At 55.8% G+C, this 22,031-nt stretch carries 20 protein-coding genes and 1 pseudogene; 9 read left to right on the top strand and 12 right to left on the bottom strand.

The annotated features are described in order from the left end of the window. Window positions 1-246: 246 nt before the first annotated feature. The 3 genes from ampH to olsF all read left to right on the top strand — a co-directional run bounded on the left by ampH (window position 247) and on the right by olsF (window position 4,332). Window positions 247-1,407: a D-alanyl-D-alanine-carboxypeptidase/endopeptidase AmpH gene (gene ampH / locus FY206_RS05955; protein ID WP_032638396.1), complete on the top strand. Its 1,161-nt coding sequence runs from the start codon at window positions 247-249 to the stop codon at window positions 1,405-1,407. A gap of 162 nt (window positions 1,408-1,569) precedes the next feature. Further along, the gene (gene hemB / locus FY206_RS05950) at window positions 1,570-2,544 is read left to right on the top strand and encodes a porphobilinogen synthase (RefSeq protein ID WP_032638394.1); all 975 of its coding nucleotides are present in this window, start codon (window positions 1,570-1,572) and stop codon (window positions 2,542-2,544) included. 72 nt (window positions 2,545-2,616) lie between these two features. Beyond that, window positions 2,617-4,332, top strand: a complete 1,716-nt coding sequence (gene olsF, locus FY206_RS05945; RefSeq protein ID WP_032638392.1) for a bifunctional ornithine lipid synthase OlsF — start codon at window positions 2,617-2,619, stop codon at window positions 4,330-4,332. A gap of 55 nt (window positions 4,333-4,387) precedes the next feature. Here olsF and tauD read toward each other — a convergent pair whose 3' ends face one another. The 7 genes from tauD to mmuP form a co-directional block, all read right to left on the bottom strand. Continuing rightward, the gene (tauD, locus tag FY206_RS05940) at window positions 4,388-5,239 is read right to left on the bottom strand and encodes a taurine dioxygenase (protein WP_032638389.1); all 852 of its coding nucleotides are present in this window, start codon (window positions 5,237-5,239) and stop codon (window positions 4,388-4,390) included. Then, window positions 5,236-6,063, bottom strand: coding sequence for a taurine ABC transporter permease TauC (gene tauC, locus FY206_RS05935; protein ID WP_032638387.1), 828 nt, complete (start codon window positions 6,061-6,063; stop codon window positions 5,236-5,238). The genes tauD and tauC overlap by 4 nt, the downstream gene beginning before the upstream one ends. Further along, a complete protein-coding gene (tauB, locus tag FY206_RS05930; RefSeq protein ID WP_032638384.1) occupies window positions 6,060-6,827 on the bottom strand; it encodes a taurine ABC transporter ATP-binding subunit in 768 nt (255 codons plus the stop codon). The genes tauC and tauB overlap by 4 nt, the downstream gene beginning before the upstream one ends. A 10-nt stretch (window positions 6,828-6,837) precedes the next feature. After that, entirely contained in the window at window positions 6,838-7,800 is a 963-nt protein-coding gene (gene tauA / locus FY206_RS05925) for a taurine ABC transporter substrate-binding protein (protein WP_032638382.1), read from the bottom strand. 374 nt (window positions 7,801-8,174) lie between these two features. After that, a complete protein-coding gene (locus tag FY206_RS05920; protein ID WP_032638743.1) occupies window positions 8,175-9,317 on the bottom strand; it encodes an IS481 family transposase in 1,143 nt (380 codons plus the stop codon). A 232-nt stretch (window positions 9,318-9,549) separates the two neighbouring features. Next, window positions 9,550-10,482: a homocysteine S-methyltransferase gene (gene mmuM / locus FY206_RS05915; RefSeq protein ID WP_032638380.1), complete on the bottom strand. Its 933-nt coding sequence runs from the start codon at window positions 10,480-10,482 to the stop codon at window positions 9,550-9,552. Further along, the gene (mmuP, locus tag FY206_RS05910) at window positions 10,469-11,869 is read right to left on the bottom strand and encodes an S-methylmethionine permease (RefSeq protein ID WP_032638378.1); all 1,401 of its coding nucleotides are present in this window, start codon (window positions 11,867-11,869) and stop codon (window positions 10,469-10,471) included. Before mmuP ends, mmuM begins: the two co-directional genes overlap by 14 nt. A 364-nt stretch (window positions 11,870-12,233) precedes the next feature. On the opposite strand from mmuP, the gene FY206_RS05905 reads away from it, so the two are divergent. The 5 genes from FY206_RS05905 (at window position 12,234) to catA (ending at window position 18,814) form a co-directional block, all read left to right on the top strand. Next, window positions 12,234-13,343: an AI-2E family transporter gene (locus FY206_RS05905; protein ID WP_032638376.1), complete on the top strand. Its 1,110-nt coding sequence runs from the start codon at window positions 12,234-12,236 to the stop codon at window positions 13,341-13,343. Between the two features lie 119 nt (window positions 13,344-13,462). Next, window positions 13,463-15,247 carry a diguanylate cyclase gene (locus FY206_RS05900; protein ID WP_032638375.1) on the top strand — a complete coding sequence of 595 codons (1,785 nt, stop codon included), beginning with the start codon at window positions 13,463-13,465 and terminating at the stop codon, window positions 15,245-15,247. A 382-nt stretch (window positions 15,248-15,629) separates the two neighbouring features. Continuing rightward, entirely contained in the window at window positions 15,630-16,124 is a 495-nt protein-coding gene (locus tag FY206_RS05895) for a putative pterin-binding protein (protein ID WP_032638373.1), read from the top strand. Window positions 16,125-16,141: 17 nt separating this feature from the next. After that, complete coding sequence (locus FY206_RS05890) at window positions 16,142-18,073, top strand: putative bifunctional diguanylate cyclase/phosphodiesterase (RefSeq protein WP_032638371.1); 1,932 nt, start codon at window positions 16,142-16,144, stop codon at window positions 18,071-18,073. A gap of 63 nt (window positions 18,074-18,136) precedes the next feature. Further along, window positions 18,137-18,814: a type A chloramphenicol O-acetyltransferase gene (catA, locus tag FY206_RS05885; RefSeq protein WP_032638369.1), complete on the top strand. Its 678-nt coding sequence runs from the start codon at window positions 18,137-18,139 to the stop codon at window positions 18,812-18,814. A gap of 70 nt (window positions 18,815-18,884) precedes the next feature. Here the strand turns inward: catA and FY206_RS25765 are convergent, their stop codons facing one another. The 5 genes from FY206_RS25765 to FY206_RS05865 all read right to left on the bottom strand — a co-directional run bounded on the left by FY206_RS25765 (window position 18,885) and on the right by FY206_RS05865 (window position 21,606). Beyond that, entirely contained in the window at window positions 18,885-19,061 is a 177-nt protein-coding gene (locus FY206_RS25765) for a thermonuclease family protein (RefSeq protein ID WP_322934276.1), read from the bottom strand. Between the two features lie 81 nt (window positions 19,062-19,142). After that, complete coding sequence (locus FY206_RS05880) at window positions 19,143-19,442, bottom strand: DUF6966 domain-containing protein (RefSeq protein WP_025912594.1); 300 nt, start codon at window positions 19,440-19,442, stop codon at window positions 19,143-19,145. Then, a complete protein-coding gene (locus FY206_RS05875) occupies window positions 19,439-20,503 on the bottom strand; it encodes a hypothetical protein (RefSeq protein ID WP_045889987.1) in 1,065 nt (354 codons plus the stop codon). Before FY206_RS05875 ends, FY206_RS05880 begins: the two co-directional genes overlap by 4 nt. A 546-nt stretch (window positions 20,504-21,049) precedes the next feature. Then, a complete protein-coding gene (locus tag FY206_RS05870; RefSeq protein WP_032638367.1) occupies window positions 21,050-21,367 on the bottom strand; it encodes a S24/S26 family peptidase in 318 nt (105 codons plus the stop codon). Further along, window positions 21,367-21,606: a hypothetical protein gene (locus tag FY206_RS05865; RefSeq protein ID WP_032638364.1), complete on the bottom strand. Its 240-nt coding sequence runs from the start codon at window positions 21,604-21,606 to the stop codon at window positions 21,367-21,369. Before FY206_RS05865 ends, FY206_RS05870 begins: the two co-directional genes overlap by 1 nt. 46 nt (window positions 21,607-21,652) lie before the next feature. Here FY206_RS05865 and FY206_RS05860 point away from each other — a divergent pair. Continuing rightward, window positions 21,653-22,024 (top strand): annotated as a pseudogene (locus FY206_RS05860) (DUF2800 domain-containing protein); the annotation flags it as partial. Window positions 22,025-22,031 lie beyond the last annotated feature (7 nt).

Here is a 22,031-nt window from a genome sequence, read left to right as displayed (position 1 = left end):
GAGAATTGTTTCGGTGCGTTTCACCGCAGGCCTCTCAGACATACCGTTCTCCGTAAAATTGAGTGACACCGGTGCCTATCATAAGCCCGATGTCACAAAATGGGAGATGGCTCGCAGGTAAATTGTTCATATTTACCCATGGTTACGTTTTTCTCGCTATCGTTATGCAATTCGGGGCATTGCACGGTACCGATTAGTAGTATAAATACCCATTACTTTCTTCATTCACTTCATGGATGCTTTTCGTTGAAACGTTGTCTGCTCTCTTTTGCCGCGCTGTGTGCGGTGAGCTTTTCTACCGCCCAGGCAGCCCAACCGCTGACGGCGCCCGTTTTAGCTTCAGACATTGCCGATCGTTACGCGAACCTTATCTATTACGGCAGCGGCGCGACCGGGATGGCGATGGTCGTCATCGACGGCAACCAGCGCGTGTTCCGCAGCTTTGGCGAAACGCGCCCGGGAAATAACATTCACCCGCAGCTGGATTCCGTTATCCGCATCGCGTCCTTAACCAAGCTGATGACCAGCGAAATGCTGGTGAAACTGCTCGACCAGGGCGTAGTAAAGCTCGACGACCCGCTCAGTAAATACGCGCCCCCGGGCGCCCGGGTGCCAACCTATCAGGGAACGCCGATCCGGCTTGTGAACCTTGCCACCCACACCAGCGCCCTGCCGCGTGAGCAGCCAGGCGGGGCGGCGCATCGTGACGTGTTTGTCTGGCCAACGCGCGACCAGCGCTGGAGCTATCTGAGTACCGCCACGCTGAAGGCGGCACCGGGCTCGCAGGCCTCTTATTCAAACCTGGCGTTCGACCTGCTGGCGGATGCCCTCTCAACGGCGGCTGGCAAACCGTACACGCAGCTGTTTGAAGAGCAGATCACCCGTCCGCTCGGCATGAAAGACACCACGTTTACCCCGTCCCCGGACCAGTGCCGTCGCCTGATGGTGGCGGAAAAAGGCGCCAGCCCCTGTAATAACACGCTGGCGGCCGTGGGCAGCGGCGGCGTTTACTCCACGCCTGGCGACATGATGCGCTGGATGCAGCAGTTCCTGTCCTCAGATTTCTACTCGCGCAGCAGCCAGGCCGATCGTATGCAGACCCTGATTTATCAGCGTACTCAGCTGCATCGGGTCATCGGGATGGACGTACCGGGTAAAGCCGACGCGCTCGGCATGGGCTGGGTCTATATGGCACCGAAAAATGGCCGTCCGGGTATTATTCAGAAAACCGGCGGCGGTGGCGGGTTCATCACCTATATGGCCATGATCCCGCAGTCAAACGTGGGCGCGTTTGTGGTGGTCACCCGCTCCCCGCATACGCGTTTCGTCAATATGAGTGACGGGATTAATAACCTGGTGGCTGAACTGAGCGCCAATAAAGCCCAGGTTCTCACCGCCTCTAACTGATCTCAATATTCCGTGGGCAAGCGGTTGACGCAAAACCGTTTGCCCCGCATCTGGGCATCGTCGCAGGCCTGCTATCGTCCCCTAAACCGCCCTCTTTAATAAACACCTCGCGACGCTTTCGGGTACACTAGCCCTCTTTGTTCCACAAACATCAGGCATACTATGACCGATTTAATTGCACGTCCCCGCCGCCTGCGCAAGTCACCCGCACTGCGCGCTATGTTTGAAGAGACAACCCTGACCTTAAACGATCTGGTGTTGCCGATTTTTGTTGAAGAAGAGATCGATGACTACAAAGCCATCGAAGCCATGCCGGGCGTCATGCGCATTCCGGAGAAATATCTGGCGCGCGAAATTGAACGCATTGCCAACGCGGGGATCCGCTCGGTGATGACCTTTGGCATCTCCCACCATACCGACGCCACCGGCAGCGACGCGTGGAAAGAAGATGGCCTCGTCGCCCGCATGTCCCGCATCTGCAAAGAGACCGTGCCGGAAATGGTCGTCATGTCAGACACCTGCTTCTGCGAATATACCTCTCACGGCCACTGCGGCGTGCTGTGCGACCACGGCGTGGATAACGATGCCACCCTGCTGAACCTTAGCAAGCAGGCCGTTGTCGCGGCCGCTGCAGGGGCTGATTTCATCGCCCCTTCTGCGGCGATGGACGGGCAGGTTCAGGCGATTCGTCAGGCGCTGGATGCCGCAGGCTTTACCGACACCGCCATCATGTCCTACTCCACCAAATTTGCCTCTTCGTTCTACGGTCCGTTCCGTGAAGCGGCCGGTACGGCGCTGAAAGGCGATCGCAAAACCTATCAGATGAACCCGCTGAATCGCCGCGAAGCGATTCGTGAATCCCTGCTTGATGAAGCCCAGGGCGCGGACTGCCTGATGGTGAAACCGGCTGGGGCATATCTCGATATCCTGCGCGACATCCGCGAGCGCACCGAGCTGCCGCTGGGCGCTTACCAGGTGAGCGGCGAGTACGCGATGATCAAATTCGCCGCGCTGGCGGGAGCGATTGACGAAGAGAAAGTGATCCTTGAAAGCCTGGGCGCGATCAAACGCGCGGGCGCGGATCTGATCTTCAGCTACTTCGCGCTGGATCTGGCCGAGAAAAAAATCCTCCGCTAATCTTCACCAAACTGCAATACAACCGACATCTGCTCCTTCTACTGTCTTCGCAAGACGGCAGGAGGAGTAACCATGTTTAGCCTCGATAGCGTTCTCGACGATCTTTGGCCTCAGGCGAGGCCTGCACCCTGGCAAAAAAGTCTGTTAAAAAGACTGTTCTACGAAGACGAATTTCAGCAGTTTGCCGCAGCTCACCGCCACCTGAAAGGACTGGATATGGTGGAGCAAGTTCTGGAACACCTTGATATTCTCTGCTCCGTTTCCGCCCGCGATCTCGAACAAATCCCCGAACATGGCCCGCTGGTCATTATTGCCAACCACCCGACGGGCACCCTTGACGGGCTGGCGCTGATGTACGCCGTCTCCCGCGTGCGTCGCGACGTGAAGGTCGTGACCAACCGGATGCTGACCCACCTTGAGCCCCTCAGTTCGCTGTTTATTCCGGTGGACAATATGGGCGGCAGGACGGCGAAATCGTCGCTGGTGCAGCTGGAGCAGCACCTGCAAAACGCGGGCGTGCTGATCTTCTTCCCGGCAGGCGAAGTGTCCCGCCCCACGCGCAAAGGCATTCGCGATAAAAAATGGCACTCTGGCTTTATTAAGCTCGCTGGCAAGCTGCGCGTACCGCTGCTGCCGGTGCATATTCAGGCGCACAACAGCCTGCTCTTTTATGCCAGCACGCTGGTGTCGCCAACGCTGTCGATGCTGCTGCTCATGCAGCAGATGTTCCGCCGCCGCCACAGCCAGCTGCCGATAAAAATCGGCCAGCAGATCGCCTGGCATCACTGGCACAGCGCCACCCTTTCGTCGCGTGAGATGGCCGAGCAGTGCCGTCAGCACGTGATGCGTCTTGGCAAGGGAGTGCCTGGCGTCTTTAAAACCCAGTGCGCTATTGCCCGCCCGGAAGACCGGGCCACCCTGAAACGCGCGCTGGCGCAGGCCGAATGCCTGGGCAACACCAGCGACGGTAAAATCATCTACCTGTGGCAGCGCAACGGTCAGGAAGAGGCTCCGCTGCTGCGCGAGCTGGGCCGCCTGCGCGAAATTGCGTTTCGCGCAGTCGAAGAAGGGAGCGGCAAGCGCCGGGACACCGACCGTTACGATGACGATTATCTGCACCTGATCCTGTGGGATGATGAGGATCTGGAGATCGTCGGGGCGTATCGCTTTATGCCCACCGCAAAGCAGGTTGAGCGTTGCGGGCTGGACGGGTTATACAGCTACAGCCTGTTCCACTACGACGACAAAATGCAGGACGTGCTGGAGCACGGCATTGAGCTGGGGCGCAGCTTTATTCAGCCGCGCTACTGGGGGCGTCGGGGTCTGGATTATCTCTGGTCAGGCATTGGGGCCTATCTGGCGCGTTATCCGCACTATCGCTACCTGTTTGGCCCGGTGTCCATTTCCGGCGGCTTACCGCCTGCGGCGCGGGATCTGCTGGTCGCCTTTTACCGCCTGTGGTTCCCCGCGACCCACCCGCTCGCCGCGTCACGCCAGCCCTATCCCGCCTCGCTGCCGGACGTGCTCGCGCAGTTCGGCGGCGTGGATTACGTGGACGATCTGACGAAGCTCAAATCCCTGCTCGGCAACCTGGGCTGCGGCATTCCGCCGCTCTACAAGCAGTATTCGGAGCTATGTGAACCCGGCGGCGTGCAGTTTATCGATTTTGGCAGCGACCCGGCGTTCAACAACTGCGTTGACGGGCTGGTGCTGGTGGATTTGTGTTACCTGAAGGCGAACCGCTATCAGCGGTATATAGAGGCACATTTAATACCCTCACCCCAGTGAAAACCGCACCGGGCAGTCCCCTCGCCCCTTTGGGGAGAGGGTTAGGGTGAGGGGATCAAGGCGCACGGTAAAACGGCTTATCCCCCAAAATCGTCGCCCGCTGCATAATCCGGCGCTGCGGCAGATAGTCCGCGTTGGCATAGTGCTGCGTCACGCGGTTATCCCAGATTGCGAGATCGTTCTCCTGCCAGCGCCAGCGCACCTGGAACTCCGGTTTGGTAATGTGCGCAAACAGGAAGCGTAACAGCGCCTCGCACTCTTTTTCCGTCACGTCCACAATGCGCGTGGTAAACCCTTCGTTCACGAACAGCGCCTGCTTGCCCGTGACAGGATGGGTCCGCACCACCGGGTGCAGCAGCGGCGGATGCTTCGCGACCGCCTCCTGCCAGCGCTGGTGTTCCTCTTCACTCTTACGGTACTTGTATTCCTGGAACGATTTTTTGAAATCGTGCTCCGCCCGTAGCCCGCTCAGCAGCGTCCGGAACGGCGCGGAAAGCGCCTCGTATGCCGCAATCCCGCTGGCCCACAGCGTATCGCCGCCGGTTTCCGGCAGCAGCTTCGCCGCCAGAATGGCCCCGGCGGGCGGCGTCTCGATAAAGGTCACGTCGGTATGCCAGTTATCGTTATCCGGCGGGTTATCGTTGTGGGTGTCCAGAACGATAATCTCCTCTACCCCTTCCGCGTGCGGATAGACCGGATGAATATGCAGATCGCCAAAGCGCAGGGCCAGCGCGCGCTGCTGCTGCGGAGCGATCGCCTGCTCGCGCAGGAACACCACCTGATGGCGCAGCACCGCGTGGTACAGCTGCTCGAACTGGTTATCGCTCAGCGGACGGGCCACGTCCAGGCCCGACACCTGCGCGCCAATGTGCGGCCCCAGCGGGGTAATAGTCAGACGTTCACTCATTGTATTTCTCCATGCCAGGGCGTCAGGCGGCGCTGTAACGCGCGCAGCCCCAGCTCTAATCCAAAGGCAATCGCGGCAATAACCGCGATCCCTGCCAGCACCACGTCAGTCGCCAGGAACTCTCCCGCCGACTGCACCATAAACCCGAGGCCGCGCGTGGCCGCAATCAGCTCTGCCGCCACCAGCGTGGACCAGCCCACGCCGAGGCCGATGCGCAGCCCGGTTAAAATCTCCGGCAGCGCGCCCGGTAAAATCACGAACAGCAGCACCTGCGTCCGGCTTGCCCCCAGCGACTGCGCCGCGCGGATCCGCACCTGCTGAGCGCTCTTTACGCCCGCCAGCGCCGACATGGCAACCGGGGCGAAAATCGCCAGATAGATCAGCAGGATTTTTGACGTTTCACCGATGCCGAACCAGATCACCATCAGCGGCAGATAGGCCAGCGGCGGCACCGGGCGGTAAAGCTCAATCAGCGGGTCGAGAATGCCGCGCACCGTCGGGCTCAGCCCCATCGCAATCCCCACGGGAATGCCGATAATCACCGCCGCCAGCAGCGCCACCAGGATACGCGTCAGGCTTGCGCCGAGATGCTGCCAGAGCGTGGCGTCCATAAAGCCCTGCGGCCCGGCGATGGCGATGAGTTTGCTCAGCACCTGCCCCGGCGGCGGCAGAAACAGCGGGCTGATCCACTGCTGGGCAGCAACCGCCCACCACACCGCGAGCAGCACCAGCAGCGTACCGACGCTCAGGGTGATTTGGCGCGAGAACGGCCAGCGCGGCGCCAGACGCGTGCGGCGCGTTTTTTCACTGAAGACGATGCTCATGAGAAGGCCTCCCGCTGTTCAAACACGCGGCTTAAGACGTACTCACGCTGTTCGATAAACCGCGGATCGGACTTGATGCTGCGCACCGCTTCCCCCGCGACGTAGCGGCGGGCGAAATCCAGCGGCAAGCGCTCCAGCACGCGGCCCGGCCCCGGCGAGAGCAGCACCAGCTCGGTGGCCATAAACACCGCCTCTTCGATATCGTGGGTAATCAGCAGCACCTGCTTGCCCGTCTCATGCCACAGGCGCAGCAGCAGGGTTTGCATCTGCTCGCGGGTGAAGGCATCCAGCGCCCCGAACGGCTCGTCCAGCAGCAACAGCTGCGGATTGGCGGCCAGCGCGCGGGCAATCCCGACGCGCTGTCGCTGGCCGCCGGAAAGCTGCCAGATAAAGCGTTTTTCCGCCCCTTCGAGACCCACTTTTTTCAGCATCTGCCGCGCCGTTTCCAGCCGCTGTTCGCGACCGATGCCCGCAAGCTGTAGCCCAAACGCCACGTTCTCCTGCACGTTACGCCAGGGAAGCAACCCTTCGTTCTGAAAGACCACGCCGCGCTCGGCGCCCGGGCCTTCCACCTTTTTGCCTTCCAGCTGAATGGTGCCATGCTGATAAGGAACAAACCCGGCGATCAGATTCAGCAGCGTGGTTTTTCCGCATCCGGACGGGCCGAGCACCACCAGCAGTTCGCCGCTGTCCAGCGTCAGGTTGACGTCCTCCAGCGCCGGTTTTCCGCCGTAATCGGCGTACAGGTTCGTAATATTCAGCATGGCGAGCTCCTTATTTCACAAAACGATCGGTCACGTACTGGCTGTAATCCGCCGCCACCGCGGGCACTTTGCCCTGCTCTTTCAGGAAGGTGGCGGTATCGACAATCGCTTTGTTCACCGGCCCGGTCAGCTGCTGCACCTGCTGCGCGGGGGTCAGATAGGTGTTGCCTTTCACCAGCCCCGGCACGTCCGCTTCCGGCACGCCGCTCAGGCGGGAGAGTTTTTCCAGGTTGGCGGGCTGCTTGAGCCACTCATCCGGATTGCTGATGTACGGCTGCTGGGCGTCAATCGCGCTTTTCGCGAAGGCTTTCACCACCTCAGGATGCTTCTCGGCAAAGTCTTTGCGCACCACCCACACGTCGAGCGTTGGCGCGCCCCACTGGCCCACCTTTTCGGAATCGGTCAGCACGGTGCCGTCTTTTTCCAGCTCGTTCACCGCCGGTGCCCAGACGTAGGCCCCGTCAATATCGCCGCGCTGCCAGGCCGCGATAATCGCCGGCGGCTGCAGGTTGATAATTTGCACCTGGCCCGGCTTGATGCCCCAGTGCTTAAGCGCCGCCAGCAGGCTGTAGTGGGTAGTGGAGATAAACGGCACGGCGATGCGCTTGCCGATAAGATCTTCCGGTTTAGAGATGTTTTTCTTCACCACCAGCGCTTCAGAGTTCCCGAGCTGCGAGGCGAGCAGGAAAACCTCAATCGGCACCTGCTGGCTGGCCGCAACCGCCAGCGGGCTGGATCCGATATTGCCGATCTGCACGTCGCCGGAGGCTAACGCGCGCACGACGGACGCGCCGCTGTCGAACTTGCGCCAGTCGACGTTCGCGCCGCTCGCTTTGGCAAAGGTGTTATCCGCCTGCGCGACTTTCGCCGGTTCTGCGGAGGTTTGATACGCGACGGTGACGTCCACCGCCTGCGCCTGAAATGCCCACAGCGCCAGCGCGCCGAGAAGTGTGATTCGCGATGAAATAGCCATAGTGCCTGCTCCCCTGTTGTTATGAGGGCAGTATTTCCAACGCGGGAATTTTGATAAAGGAATAAAAACGCATCGCTCATAACGATTCGTTTTTAGATAAAAAGCGGGAAAGGATAGTCGGTTTTGTGCGGTTCATTTTCCCTCTCCCCGTGGGGTGAGGAATCTCCAGCAATTTTATACCTGAAGCGATGCATGTGACTTCAGGAAGCGGCGATTTACCGCCGGGAGCCCGGCCATGTCCTTACAGAGTAGCAAGGAACATAAAGTGAACGAAATGACCACTTCAGCCGTATGCTCCCCCTCACCCCAGCCCTCTCCCTCTGTACGGTCCGGGGACATGGTAGACAGGTGTTCGGGGACATGGTGAACACTTTTTAACATCCTTTACCCATGGTGATCGACTTTTTCTTCAGGTCGATCACCCCCACTTTCGTGCTGTACCACCACACTTCATAGCAGCCATCCTCCTGCGTCTCCTTCAGCCCCACCCGTTCTCCCCTGAACGCCTTTCCTGCATTCAGACTGGCTCCCTGTAAGCTCAGCTTCCCGCTGATATCCACTTTCCTGACCAGCACACCTTCATCATATTCCGGGGGCGTCACGCTGCCGCCGTACTGCCGCGCAGACGGCTGATAGCGTGAGGCCGGGACCGCCATATCCAGCGCCTCGTGCGGGCGTTCAAGGTTATAGACCGTCCGCCAGTGGTCGAAGGCACGCTGCAGCTCGCCGCTGTCCGCGAACCATTTCCCCTGCAGCACTTCCGCCTTCAGGCTGCGGTGAAAACGCTCCAGCTTGCCCTGCGTCTGCGGATGATAAGGCCGGGAATGGCCCACCCGGATACCGTGGCGCATCAGCCACAGCTCCAGCGCCGTCCAGGTGCCGGTTGTGTCGCCCCACGGTGAGCCGTTATCCATCGTCATCCGGTCCGGCAGGCCGTAGCGTTCAAAGACGCTGACCAGCTGTTGCTGCACGGTCTCACGCCGTTCATCGGTACAGTGTGTGAGGCACAGGGAAAAACGGGAGTGGTCGTCGAGCAGGGTGAGCGGATGGCAACGGCCGCCGCCAAAGGGGAAGTGCCCCTTAAAATCCATCTGCCAGAGCCGGTTCGGGGCGTCATGTTCGAACCGTCCGGTGGCCGGAATACCCGGAGCCGTGCCGGGCAGCAGGCCGTGACGGGCCATCAGGTTATGGACAGTGCTGAAGGCAGGCATACGGTGTCCCTGGTCTTCCAGCCAGCGCTTAATCTTGCGGGCGCCCCAGCGTTCATGACGCTCATGTGCCATGCGCAGCAGGGCGGTGACGTCGTCAGACGAGCGGTTGGGGGAATGATGCGGCGTGCGGGGGCGGTCCTGCAGGCCGGGTTCGCCCTCGACAGCCCAGCGCTGAAGCCACTTGTAGCCGGTAGCAGGTGAAATGCCGAAGCGACGGCAGAGGGAACGGATGTTCGCCCCGTCCTGCGAGGCGAACAAAACAAACTCGGTACGTAATGACATGGTATCTCTCGCATCCCACGGCATAAGCGACTCCATAAACGGGTTCTTATGCCTTAGTTGTAAGTGTCTACCATGTCCCCGAACAAGTGTTCACTATGTCCCCGGACTGTACACCCTCAAGGGAGAGGGGGTTGTCCGTGCAGGTATTATTTGTGGGCATTCCTCAGCCCTGTGGGAGAGGGTCAGGGTGAGGGCATCAGCGCACGAACCCCTCACGTAGGCCGGGTAAGGCGCAGCCGCCACCAGGCAAAAAAACTCAGCGCTGCGCGTTCAGCTCAGCAATGTCCTTCGGCGTGGTGCGGCAGCAGCCGCCAATCAGCTTCGCTCCGGCGTCCAGCCACTGGGGCAGATACCCCGCCAGCGTCTCGCACGCTTCGCCGTGGTGGTGCCAGGTTTTGGTCACCGCGTCATAGTGCTCGCCCGAGTTGGGGTAGACCACCAGCGGCAGCGCCGTCAGGCTTTGCAGGTGCTTCAGCGCCGCGGTGGTGTTTTCCAGCGCGATGCAGTTGATGCCCAGCGCGACAATGTGCGGCGAGTTTGCCAGCGCGCTGACCACCTCGCGCAGCGGCGTACCGTCGCTCAGGTGCTCGCTGTCCCGCAGGGTAAAGGAGAACCACGCCCGGGCGCGGGGATACTCCGCCAGAAGGGCCGCCAGCGCCTTAATCTCTGCAAAAGACGGCAGCGTTTCGCAGGCCAGCAGGTCAGCGCCCGCGTCCAGCAGCGCTTCCACGCGCGGGCGGTGGAAGGCGGTAAACTCCTCGGTGCCGCGCACGTAGTCGCCGCGATACTCCGAGCCATCCGCCAGATATGCGCCGTACGGCCCCACGGACCCCGCCACCAGCAGCGTCCCCGCCTGCGGATTTTCAGCCAGATACGCTTCGCGCGCCTTACGCGCCAGCTCCACGCTTTTGCCAACCAGCGCACGAGACTGCGCCTCGTCCAGCCCGCGGGCCGCGAAGCCCGCCGGCGTGGCCTGATAGCTGGCGGTGATCGCCACCTGCGCCCCTGCGCGGTAGTAATCGAGGTGCACTTCGCGGATAAGCTCCGGGTTTTCCATCAGCACTTTGGCAGACCAGAGGCTGTCTGCAAGGTTACACCCGCGCGCTTCCAGCTCCGTCGCCATTGCGCCATCCAGCACCACAAACGGCTGTTTTTCAAGGATGGCGGTAAGCGGATTATTCTGCGACATGTTCAGGCTCCTGCGATGTCATATTTCGGGTCAGGTAGTAGGCACCATAACACAGGGCGACAAACGGAATCCCACAATAAAGGGCAATGCGCTGGCTGGGGTCAAACCACAGGCCGACGCAGGCCACCACGCAGAGGATAAACCCAAGCACCGGCACCAGCGGATACCACGGCGCCCGGTACTGCAGCGCAGAGAGCGGCTGGCCGGACTGCAGATGACGGCGGCGGAAGACAAAGTGTGATGCGCAGATGCTGATCCAGACCGCCACTACCGCAAAGCCGGAAATCGCCGAGAGCGCGACAAACACCGTATCCGGCGCGATAACGCTCGAGAACAGCGCCAGCACGCCGCCGAGCATGGACACCGAGAGCGCCGTCAGCGGCACGCCGTTTTTATTCACCCGGGCAAAGCAGCGCGGCAGCGTTTTCTCATTCGAGAGCGACCACAGCATGCGCCCGGAGGCATACAGCCCGGAGTTCGCTGCCGAAAGGATCGCCGTCAGGATCACGAAGTTAAAGATATCTGCCGCGTAAGGAATACCGACCTTTTCAAACACCAGCACGAACGGGCTCTTTTCCACCCCTGCCTGCTGCATCGGGATCAGCGCCGCCAGCACAAACACGGTGCCGATAAAGAAGATAATGAGGCGCGCGATGGTGGTGCGGATCGCCACCGGAACCACCTTGTGCGGGTTTTCCGTTTCGCCCGCCGCAATGCCGATAAGCTCGGTGCCGGAGAAGGCAAAGTTCACCGCCACCATGGTCATCAGAATCGGCAGGCCGCCGTGCGGGAACCAGCCCTCGGCGGTGATGTTGCTTAAGCCCGGCGCGGGCGAACCGTCCTGCATCGGGATAAAGCCAAAGACCGCCGCGCCGCCAAGAATAATAAAGGCGATGATGGTGATGACCTTCACCAGGGAGAACCAGAATTCGCCTTCCGCAAAGAAGCGCGTTGAGATGACGTTGAGGCCAAAAATCACCACGCAGAAGACCACGCACCACGCCCAGACGGGCACCTGCGGGAACCAGTACTGCATGCAGAAGCCTGCGGCGGTGAAGCTCGACCCGAGCGCCACCGTCCAGGTAAGCCAGTAGAGCCACGCCACGGTGTAGCCCGTCGCCGGGCCAAGATAGCGGGCAGCATAGACGTGGAACGCGCCGGTTTCCGGCATCGCCACGGAAAGCTCGCCCAGACACTGCATCACCAGCCAGACCACCAGCGCGCCGATCAGGTACGCCAGCAGCGTGCCCGCCGCCCCGGTCGTGGAAATGATGTATCCGGTATTGAAGAATAACCCTGTCCCAATCACGCCGCCCAGCGAGAGCATAATCAGGTGGCGTGTTTTCATGGTGCGCTTAAGCTGCCCATTTTCTTGTTGTGTTTGCATATTACCTTCTATACGTATGGACATCTAAACATCCAAAGAAGGTGTGTTATACCGCGATTGTTAATAAAAAGCTAGATGACCAGACGCAAACGGGCGCGCCGCGCGCTGAGTCTGGGGTGGGTGGTGAGGATCACGTAGAGAATCGGACGCCAGGCCATAAGCACCTCCGCAGGCAGATACTTACAGCATGGTGCGGATGAGGGCGAACTTCGGTCAGTCGAAAGTGGTATCCGTGAATAGCGGATTCATACCGCAATAGTGCCCCGAGGCCGGGTAAGGCGCAGCCGCCGCCCGGCGCGAGGGTTGGTAATTCTCAGAATCAGTTCTATAGTCGTCACAGTTTCTTAGTAACCAGGACTGACTGATGCGCTTTAACGGACTGACTAAAGGTTTCTTTATTTTCATTCTCGCCCTTGTGACCTGGGCCTTCTTCGACGTGCTGTCGCCCTACTTCTCCGCGATACTGTGGGCCGCCATTCTGACCGTCATCTTCAACCCGGTAAAAAACAAGCTGCGCACCGCGCTGGGGGATCGCAACGGGCTGGCCTCGCTGTTGACCATCGGTATTATCTGCCTGATCGTCTTTATTCCGCTGATGGTGATCCTCTCCTCGCTCGCCATTGAGCTGAACGTGGTTTACACCAAACTGCAGGAGAACAACACCCAGTTCCCGGAAGTGGTGGCGAGCATCTTCAACCACCTGCCGGACTGGGCCAGCGGCTTCCTGGCGGATCACAACCTGAACAACGCGGCGCAAATCCAGAAAAAACTCTCCGACGTCGCTCTTCAGGGCGGGCAGTATCTGGCGGGCAGCGCGTTCCTGATCGGCAAAGGAACGTTTGGCTTTGCGATTAGCTTCGGCATCATGCTGTATCTGCTGTTCTTCCTGCTGAAAGACGGCCCCTATCTGGTGCGCCAGATCCTCGACTCCCTGCCGCTGTCTGATTTCGCCAAGCAGCATTTGTTCGCCAAATTTGTCGGCGTCTCGCGCGCCACGGTAAAAGGCACGGCGGCGGTGGCCGTGGTTCAGGGCGTCCTCGGCGGGATCGCGTTTGCTATTGCAGGTATTGACGGCAGCGTGCTCTGGGGCGCATTGATGGCATTCCTCTCCCTGGTGCCCGCCATCGGCTCGGCGATCGTCTGGGTGCCCGCCGCTATCTTCCTGTTCGCCACTCACCAAATCTGGCAAGGGCTGTTCATCGTCGGCTTCTTCGTGATCGTCGTCGGGCTGGTGGACAATATCCTGCGTCCGCTGCTGGTGGGTAAAGACACCAAAATGCCGGACTACCTGATTCTGATCTCCACCCTCGGCGGCATGGAGCTGTACGGCATTAACGGCTTTGTCATTGGGCCGCTGATTGCCGCGCTGTTTATCGCCTGCTGGAACCTCTTCTCGGGACGCGATCACGCCGGGAACGCCGAAGAGCTGGATCCCGACTTCATTGAAGAAGGAAGAAATCCTCCAGATTTGTAAGAGCGTGACGATAAAGAACACACCAGGCGGCACCGTGCCGCCTTTTTTTTCGCCTTAAATCAAACGTTTTCTATAATTTGAAGAACGCCATCCTACTCATGTCGTAAAAGGATCATCTGGTGCGAATCGCGACGATAACAAACTGGGCCTATGGTGCCACGGTCTGCCTGACCCTCGCCTCCGGCATCATCATGCTGTTGGCATCCAATGCTGACACGGCAGAGCGTAACGCCGTTGAACAACGCCAGCGATTCGATCGGCTTACGGAAGATGTCGAGACTGACGCATGGGCACAGTCCGATTTAGCGCGCCTTTACGTCATCAAAAAAGATCCCCAAACGTTAAAGGAATACGATCAGTCAGAGAGTGGCCTGAAGAATATTGAGATACGGCTGGAAAAATTGCGCGATAACGGCGCATCGGATGATGAGCTCTCCCTGCTGCGTGAAGGGATAAAAATCATCGATGAGCTGCAGGACGAACAACAAACCGCGTTGAACAGCGTTGAGCAAGGGGAAGACGCGCAGGCCGTTGCCCTGCTCTATGGCGCACCGTACGAGAAGGAGCTGGAGCGCGCGCAAAACCAGATCGATCGTTTTCGTCAGATACTCGACAAACGCGTTATCGGCTCCGTAAAAGACGCGACAAAAAAATCGAAAGCGCTGCGGACGGCCTCTGAACTGATGGTCGGCCTGACCGCCCTGCTGTTCCTGTTTGTGCTTGGCTTTATCTTAAAACGCCGCGTGCTGCGCCCCGTGGTGCGCCTGAGCGACGTGGTGCATCGTCTTGCATCCCAGGATTACGCGGTGGAAACGCCCAACTTCAACCAGATTGATGAGATCGGCGATATGGCGCAGGCCATCCGCATATTCCGTGAAAACGGCCTTGCGCGCCAGCGTCTGGAAAAAGAGCGCGATGCTGACTGGGCCATCCGCGAGCTGCTGGCGCGCATGACCCAGCGGCTGCAGGGGTGTGAGAACGTGAACGATGTGATTAACGTGGCGGAGCTGTTTGCGCCGAATATCGCGCCGGGGATAGCGGGCCGGCTCTACGTGCTCGACCGCGATCCTTGGCAGATGCGCTGCGTCGCACAATGGCTTTCGCCGATCGGTGAAGAAACCACGTTCCACCCTGACGAGTGCTGGGCCGTGCGGCGCGGTCAGAGCCATCCTCCGGTGAACGGAGAACCCGATATCGCCTGCTACCATCTTCCGGCATCCCAGGCCGAAAGTGCGCTGTGCGTGCCGCTTATCGCCCAGGGGGAGGCTATTGGCCTGCTCTCCTTCCAGAATATCACGGCGGACAATGCCCCTTCCCGCGCGTATCTGGAACTGATGGCCGAAGCGCTCGGGCTGGCGCTGGCCAACCAGCGTCTGCGCGACGCGTTGCTCGAAAAAGCCCTGTTTGACCCGCTCACCGGCCTGCGTAACCGCCATCATCTGGAAGATACCCTGCAAACCCAACTGTCGCAGGCCATGCGTAACGATGAACCGGTTAGCTGCCTGATGATCGATATCGACCACTTCAAGACGATTAATGACCGCTTCGGCCATGAGGCGGGGGATCAGGTGATCAAAAGCGTGGCGTCAATTGTTCAGCGGGCGATGCATGACAGCGGTCTGGCATTCCGTTACGGGGGGGAGGAGTTTCTGGTCCTGCTTCCCGGCGCCGATGAAGCAGAGGCCCACGCCTGTGCGCAGAAGATTTACGACGGCGTGCACGATCTGTCGCTTCGTTACGGGCTTAACGAGATTGGGCCGGTGGACGTCTCGGTTGGTATCGCCAGCTATCCAGAGCATGCTCAGAATGACAACCTGCTGCGCGCTGCGGATGTGGCCTTGTACCGGGCGAAAGAGCTGGGCCGGGCGAGGATCGTGAGTTTTGGGATGCTGGAGGCAGGTTAGCCCGATAAACGAATCCCCAGCAGAATAAAAGCAGTCCCTATGTAATGTTCATATTTTAAAAAACCATCAAGGAAGGCGATCGCATATTTTTAAGTCGATTTGTCCTTTCTGTGCCCACTCGCCTGTACATTTTCACCACAGGCGGTAGCAAGCGAACATTTTTTAAGCGAAAGAAACGCTATTACCGTTCCTTCGCTGGCCTTAAAAAAGTGAGGACTCATTTAACTCACACATACGCGATAACTCAAAACAATCAACTTATTGATTTTAATGAGTTTAACAAAGAAAAGGCGCTAAAACCACGACTGCTTAACAAAATATATAAACTAGTAGGATAACTAAATTATAATTCATATACTTCTGTTAAAAAGTGGAGGCTAAGATGCGAATAATCCTAATGCTGGCATGCTGTTTGGTACAGAGTTTAGCCTGGGCAGGTGAACTGCCAAAGCCCGTTGGAAAACCTATTTTGACGATTTACGGTAATATAGAAAATACCAACGAAGAGGGAAAAGCAGTGTTTGATCTCGCCAGCCTTGAAAAACTGGGCATGGTGAGTTTCGAGACGACATCCCCCTGGTATAATGGCCGCACTAAGTTTGAGGGTGTCCCCATGAGTAAGCTCATGGATTATGTGGGCGCAAAAGGAACAAACGTGAATGTGATTGCGCTCAACGATTACTCTACCGTGATCCCGCTCAGTGACTTTAAAAAATACAACGCCATACTGGCCCTAAAAGTCAATGGCGAGTATATGCGCATTCGCGATAAAGGCCCCTCATTTATTGTTTACCCCTATGACAGTCTTCCTGAGTTGAATAATCAGATTTATTACTCGCGATCGGCATGGCAGGTTAGCAAAATGAAGATTGAGTAGCCGTTCAGGAGAACATAATGAACAGGATACTGGTTGGTATCATTTTTTCTCTTTTTATCACGACAGGATATATTGCATACCTTGTTTACGATCGTCAGCAGGAATTGCAAAAACTGACTCAATACACCGAGTCCTGGTCCGTGGCACAACTGGTATCAGAGTATTACCGTTTTGAATCATGGCTTGGTCTATACGCAACCGATACCGATGACGTTACGATAGACCAGGTCCGCATGCGTCTTGAAATTATGCTCAGCCAGAGCGATTTAATGAAAGGAGGCGACCTGGGTCGCTACATTGACAGCGATAAAACGCATCAAGAAATTGCTTTACGCTTAGAAAAGATACTGGCCTATCTGGACAGCCATCTTGAAAAAATGACGCATACGGAGTTACAGGCATACCTGAAAGATATGCATGATCTTGATGCACCGCTTAGCCAGCTTTCTGCCACAGCATTAACAAAAGACATTAATACAGTTAATGAATCAAATAACAAAATACAAATCCTTTATTATATTTATTCGGCACTTTCGTTACTCCTGGTAATATTAAGCTTCATCCTTGGTTTCTTAATGATCTACCAGAATAAAAATATTCTTAAAGCACACATGCAGGTGAAAAGCCTTGCTGACGAGCTTCAGGTATCAAAAGAAACGCTGCAGCTTCAAAACGCGAAGCTGGAATATGATGTTTATCATGATTCCCTCACCGGTATGAAAAACCGCCTGTTCTTCTGGGACGATCTCAACAAAATTAACCTTCAGGCGGATAAAAACCATACTCCCGTCACGGTGATGCTTTTTGATTTAGACCGCTTCAAAGAGGTCAACGATACCTATGGCCATGACACGGGCGATTTGCTGTTGAATCAGGTATCCCGACGACTGACCTCAATGAGCAGCGCCACGGATACGTTTTACCGTTTGGGCGGAGACGAGTTCGCGCTTCTCTCCAGCGGACTGACGGAAACCGCGGCCGTTTCGCGTGCCAAGGAAATCAGCGATCGGATCGGCCAACCCTACACCATTAATAACCAGCTGATAAAAATTGCCACCTGTGTGGGTATCGTTTTATCTGATAACGAACGACGCTCTGATTACCTGTATAAATTTGCCGATCTGGCTCTCTACGAAGCCAAAAAAGAGGGTTCACAGCAGATTAAAGTCTTCCGTCAGTGGATGCTGCAAAAGTTGCAGGAAAGCAGAACCCTTGAGCATGATATGGCCCTGGCGCTCGATCACAATGAGTTTGTTGTCTATTACCAGCCTATTGTTGATTCGTTCAGCAATGACATTTACGGCTATGAGGCACTTATTCGCTGGATGCACCCGGTAAAAGGGATGCTGTCGCCTGATTACTTTATTTCTGTCGCTGAAAAAACCGGGATGATTAATGCAATCGGCAAAATCGTGCTGGAGCTAGCCTGCCGGGAAGCGGTGTCCTGGGCGGTTCCGGCGAGGATCTCGGTGAACGTCTCTCCTATTCAATTGGGTAATAAATCATTTACCACGATGGTGCAGACTATCCTGAAAGAGACAGGGTTACCGGCTAGCCGACTTGAGCTGGAGGTGACAGAGTCTTCACTGTTCAGTGACAGCAATATGCCGATCACGATCCTCAAAAAGCTCCGATCGCTGGGTGTCAAAATTTCCATCGATGATTTCGGGACGGGGTATTCGTCGCTCTCCAGGCTGAGTGAACTCAATTTTGATAAAATCAAAATCGACAAATCCTTTGTGAATCCGATATCCACGCAAGACGATGCGCTTAATATCGTTAAATTGATTACCGGTATGGCCAAGAGCCTCAATATGAGCGTCATTGCAGAAGGCGTTGAAACCGAAGCGCAGCTTGAACGTCTTCAGGCGCTTGGCTGCGATCTGGTCCAGGGATACCTGTTCGGAAAACCCCAACCTGCGATTGACAGCAAGATTAGATACGGTTGAAATGGTGTTGCGGTTTTTTCTGGCCCAACACTATTATTGTGATAGCGAATCAAAGGTTAAAAAATGAAAAACGCAGTCCCGGAATATACGCCTGTTGATTTATCTCGTTGGGCCAGGAAGGAGCATTTCGAGGTATTCCAGTCGTTTGCCGAGTGCACCATTAACCAAACGGTTCTGATAGACATCACCGCGCTGCGAAAACATATCAAAGAGGTCGGCTGGAAGTTTTACCCGACGATTATTTTTCTCCTTTCTGAAATCATGAACAGGCATTCTGAGTTCCGTATGGCCATGAAGGACAATGAGCTTGTTATATGGAATGAAATTCATCCGAGCTACACTATTTTCCATCCTGAAACGGAGACGTTTTCGTCCTTGTGGAGCCATTACGATGGCAATATTCACCACTTTCAGAAGACGTATGCAGAAGATACGGCCCGCTATGGCAATAACCTGTCTTACTGGCCTAAGGGAGAATCACGGGAAAATGTCTTTTTCGTGTCGTCGATTCCGTGGGTAACGTTTACCAACTTTACGATGAACATTGCGCACATGAAGAACTTCTTTTCACCGATGTTCACCTTTGGAAAGTACTACGAGCAGGATGGAAAAGTGCTGCTGCCGCTCGCGGTGCAGGTCCATCATTCGGTGTGCGATGGTTTTCATGTGGCAAGGATGTTTAATGAGTTGCAGGCGATGTGCGATGGGTTGTCGGAGCTGTCAGATGAACCTGGCGCATGATGCTTAAGAAGTGCTGATGGTTTCCATCTGGCAGGAGTGAGTGCGAGAAGCCTACCGGCCTTTCATTATTTTATGCGCTTTCCATGTGAGGCCACACCGTATCCAGTAGAGGACCATAGAAATCTGCGTTCCAGCACGTTATGGAGACGGCACACTGCGCCACTATCGATGAGAATGTCTGCCGGGAACGCTGCCCAAAGGGCAGGTTCTTTTCGGGGACATCGATGCTGACGAGACGAACACACATGAGGCTGTTGTAAGGTTCTGCGCTTCCCCTGTCAGGCTGGAGGCGTACCCAATAATTTACTGGCGGCGCCGGAAACTAACGCTATGGTAAATCACCTGCTTTTAACAAAACGATTGCATGGTCAAGCTGCTTGTAGAGTTTGTGTCTCAAATCGTCTAACTCGTCATTTTCCCGAATGAGAGGTATGCCATTTTTATGAAGAACAATATCGTTAAATGATCCCATCCCGCCGTAGAGTTTTTTCAACGAGTAAATGGATGACTCACAATCAACATCGAGCTCGATGGCTAGTTTTTCGAATGTTTTTGCCCATGAATCCTCATCATTTGAGGAGAGTATTTTGATGATATCAGTTACCGTTTTCTTTATTTCATTTTTCATTTCAAACCACCACTTCCAAGTATCTTAACGCCAGGTATTTTCCACGGGGTAGGTATCACAACTTGCTCAGAGCCACCGGAAAAAAGGTCTGTTTGATAGCCAACTTCTCCAACATATACTTTCGTTCCTGCGGGTATTTGTATCTTGTGATAGCTATCAAGAGGGGATTCACTTCCGTTAGGCCATTTGGGGAGCAGAGCCTTATCTATTCTGGTCTGAAGCACTCCCTGAGGTTGTTCATATCCGAAAAACTGACCTAATGGTCGGCCCTCAATACCACCTCTGTAGAAGCTCGTGTCTGTTGATAGTGTGATCTCTTTATATGTACCACTGGAGAAAGTTTCGGCCAGCTCTTTAGGTAGTGGTCCGGGTTTTATCATCGAGTATTCACCCTCGACTTTTCCCAGAACATGAAGATTGCTAAGCTCACTCGCCGTTCCCAGTCTGCCCAGGCCAAGGCCCGCAGCAACAGAAGCACCAGCGATAATCAGCCCTTTATTATCCATTACCTGATCGTAACCCGCCGGTGCATCACCACCGAGCTGCTGCGCGGTCTGACGGAATCCCTCGATATTGCCATTATAGATCCCGCCCGCGGCCAGCAACCGACCGGCAGTTTTGCTGTTGATGGTTTTTGCGGCCTGGGCATGTTGCACCGGTGCCGCATGGCGGATCTGATATCTCGGGCGTTTCAGTTGCCGGGACAGGATGTGTCGGAGTCGAGTTTGAAGGAACAGAGGCAGGTCATTGCGAAGGTCACCGGATGTCGTCAGCACGCCCGAAATCGCATTGCCGGTGATGTCTTTTTTCAGCAGAACGAGCTTACCGGATTTGATGTCGTCGAGCGTGTCACGGTATGCCATCCAGGGATGTTGCCAGTGGTACAGTTGATACCGGCTGACAAACCGGGTGTAGCCCTGTGGCAAATTCCAGTCCTGAATGATGCGGTTAGGCCTTGCAGTATCTGCGAGGTCTCCTGCCGCCGTATCCGGGTGAATAATGTGAGGAATGTCCTCAAGGTAGATGTCATCCAGTGACATTGCCTGGCTGTGATGAAGCATGTTGCCCCTTTTACGCTGCCGTTATGTGCTACATTATCGCTCATTCCAGAAGCCTGGCAAAGACACGAATATAGCAGGTAATGGCCAGTTGTGTGGCTGTAAGCAACAGGTTCTGTACGCAGAGAAGAAAGCACACTGCTTGCGGAAGATAACAGACTGCCCACATTAGCGCCCCATCCGAACGCAAATGATGACGAAGATCTGTTTGTTGTTTAACCACGGACGGCGCAAACCGAACAGGAACATATACACATTCCGTATCGGATTCTACTGGATGGTTACGGTCAGCGACGGACTAAAAAGAAATAAAATCGTTATAAAGCAAGGTGTTTATGGATGAATACGGACGTTTGGGGAAGTTGAGATGGTGCGATAATAGGAGTAAAACACAGCAAATAACCACATGTATTTGCTGTGTTTTATTTTTACAAATGAGATAGATACCCGAATTGATACCCGTTTTGATTTCGCTCCCGATTGAGGAACAAAACAAGTTGGTTGACAGTATAAGCATGACAGGTGTTTTCTCAGTAAAACAAACGTCTATCAAATGACACCTCTATCATCGCTAACTCGGTCCAGCGTATGTGTAAGAACGCCGTAAACCATTACATCATTCAGAGCTTCCCCTTCTATCGCTTCACCATCTTGAGTGATCAGTGCCTGGCCCATTAGCTTCACAAACTGGTTTCTACCGTCCATGCTAACCAGCAACGTATCCCCTCTTTCTGGCTTCAGACTGACGTTAATCACGGCCCAACCACATGACGTTTCTATCACCCGGCAGTTTCCATCAATCCCGCATACCAGATCGATGGTTATCCTTTGCTCCTGATAATCCGTGGCTGGCGATGGAAATCCCATTAGAAAACCCTCCCCATGTTACGAAGGATCCAGTATCGGTTCTCGCTTCCGTTTGTTGTCTTATCGGCAAAGTCAGGCTGGTATCGCTCGATCCATGAATTGGCATCCGCCTGGCTGAAATGCCAGTACCTCTCCTGCAGCTCAGCTATGAATTTGTCTGTATGCAGGCAGAGATAGCCCTTAGGGTTTTGCTGTAAAGCCGCAATAAAAGCAGCACGAATATCCGGTTGACGAGGCATAAACGCACCTTTGATCACTTATTGGCTGTATGTATATGCAGTGGTATTTTTACAGAATCAGATCAAGCGCAGGCATGTTTCACTTTTAAGAGGATCGGTACCGGGTTTCAAACTCGTTAGTGCTCCTCAAGGAGACGACGGATGGAGCGATGAGTCAGCAGCCGAAGAATTGCTTAAATCGTTCAGACTTAAGCAAGAACAAATGTATAGCCAGAAGGTGATCACTCCCTCACAGGCTGAAGATCTGCTTAAGGTCGATAGCCCTCGCCGCTGGACGAAAGTCGAAGCGCTGATCACCCGCGCTGACGGTAAGCCCACCGTCGCCCCCGAATCCGACCCGCGCCCGGCGCTCAATATCAACCCTGTTAACGATTTCGACGACGTGTCCGACGACGCGCTCGCCGCTGACCTCATCTGATTAAGGA

The sequence above is a fragment of the Enterobacter chengduensis genome (assembly GCF_001984825.2).
Taxonomy (GTDB): Bacteria; Pseudomonadota; Gammaproteobacteria; order Enterobacterales; family Enterobacteriaceae; genus Enterobacter; species Enterobacter chengduensis.
This window is presented reverse-complemented; position numbering and strand designations above follow the sequence as displayed.

Excerpts from the sequence above, each read along its gene's own strand:
- hemB (WP_032638394.1), top strand. The coding sequence starts at position 1,570 with ATGACCGATTTAATTGCACGTCCCCGCCGCCTGCGCAAGTCACCCGCA.
- olsF (WP_032638392.1), top strand. The coding sequence starts at position 2,617 with ATGTTTAGCCTCGATAGCGTTCTCGACGATCTTTGGCCTCAGGCGAGG.
- tauD (WP_032638389.1), bottom strand. The coding sequence starts at position 5,239 with ATGAGTGAACGTCTGACTATTACCCCGCTGGGGCCGCACATTGGCGCG.
- tauC (WP_032638387.1), bottom strand. The coding sequence starts at position 6,063 with ATGAGCATCGTCTTCAGTGAAAAAACGCGCCGCACGCGTCTGGCGCCG.
- tauB (WP_032638384.1), bottom strand. The coding sequence starts at position 6,827 with ATGCTGAATATTACGAACCTGTACGCCGATTACGGCGGAAAACCGGCG.
- tauA (WP_032638382.1), bottom strand. The coding sequence starts at position 7,800 with ATGGCTATTTCATCGCGAATCACACTTCTCGGCGCGCTGGCGCTGTGG.
- FY206_RS05920 (WP_032638743.1), bottom strand. The coding sequence starts at position 9,317 with ATGCCGTGGGATGCGAGAGATACCATGTCATTACGTACCGAGTTTGTT.
- mmuM (WP_032638380.1), bottom strand. The coding sequence starts at position 10,482 with ATGTCGCAGAATAATCCGCTTACCGCCATCCTTGAAAAACAGCCGTTT.
- mmuP (WP_032638378.1), bottom strand. The coding sequence starts at position 11,869 with ATGCAAACACAACAAGAAAATGGGCAGCTTAAGCGCACCATGAAAACA.
- FY206_RS05905 (WP_032638376.1), top strand. The coding sequence starts at position 12,234 with ATGCGCTTTAACGGACTGACTAAAGGTTTCTTTATTTTCATTCTCGCC.
- FY206_RS05895 (WP_032638373.1), top strand. The coding sequence starts at position 15,630 with ATGCGAATAATCCTAATGCTGGCATGCTGTTTGGTACAGAGTTTAGCC.
- FY206_RS05890 (WP_032638371.1), top strand. The coding sequence starts at position 16,142 with ATGAACAGGATACTGGTTGGTATCATTTTTTCTCTTTTTATCACGACA.
- catA (WP_032638369.1), top strand. The coding sequence starts at position 18,137 with ATGAAAAACGCAGTCCCGGAATATACGCCTGTTGATTTATCTCGTTGG.
- FY206_RS25765 (WP_322934276.1), bottom strand. The coding sequence starts at position 19,061 with ATGTGTGTTCGTCTCGTCAGCATCGATGTCCCCGAAAAGAACCTGCCC.
- FY206_RS05880 (WP_025912594.1), bottom strand. The coding sequence starts at position 19,442 with ATGAAAAATGAAATAAAGAAAACGGTAACTGATATCATCAAAATACTC.
- FY206_RS05875 (WP_045889987.1), bottom strand. The coding sequence starts at position 20,503 with ATGCTTCATCACAGCCAGGCAATGTCACTGGATGACATCTACCTTGAG.
- FY206_RS05870 (WP_032638367.1), bottom strand. The coding sequence starts at position 21,367 with ATGGGATTTCCATCGCCAGCCACGGATTATCAGGAGCAAAGGATAACC.
- FY206_RS05865 (WP_032638364.1), bottom strand. The coding sequence starts at position 21,606 with ATGCCTCGTCAACCGGATATTCGTGCTGCTTTTATTGCGGCTTTACAG.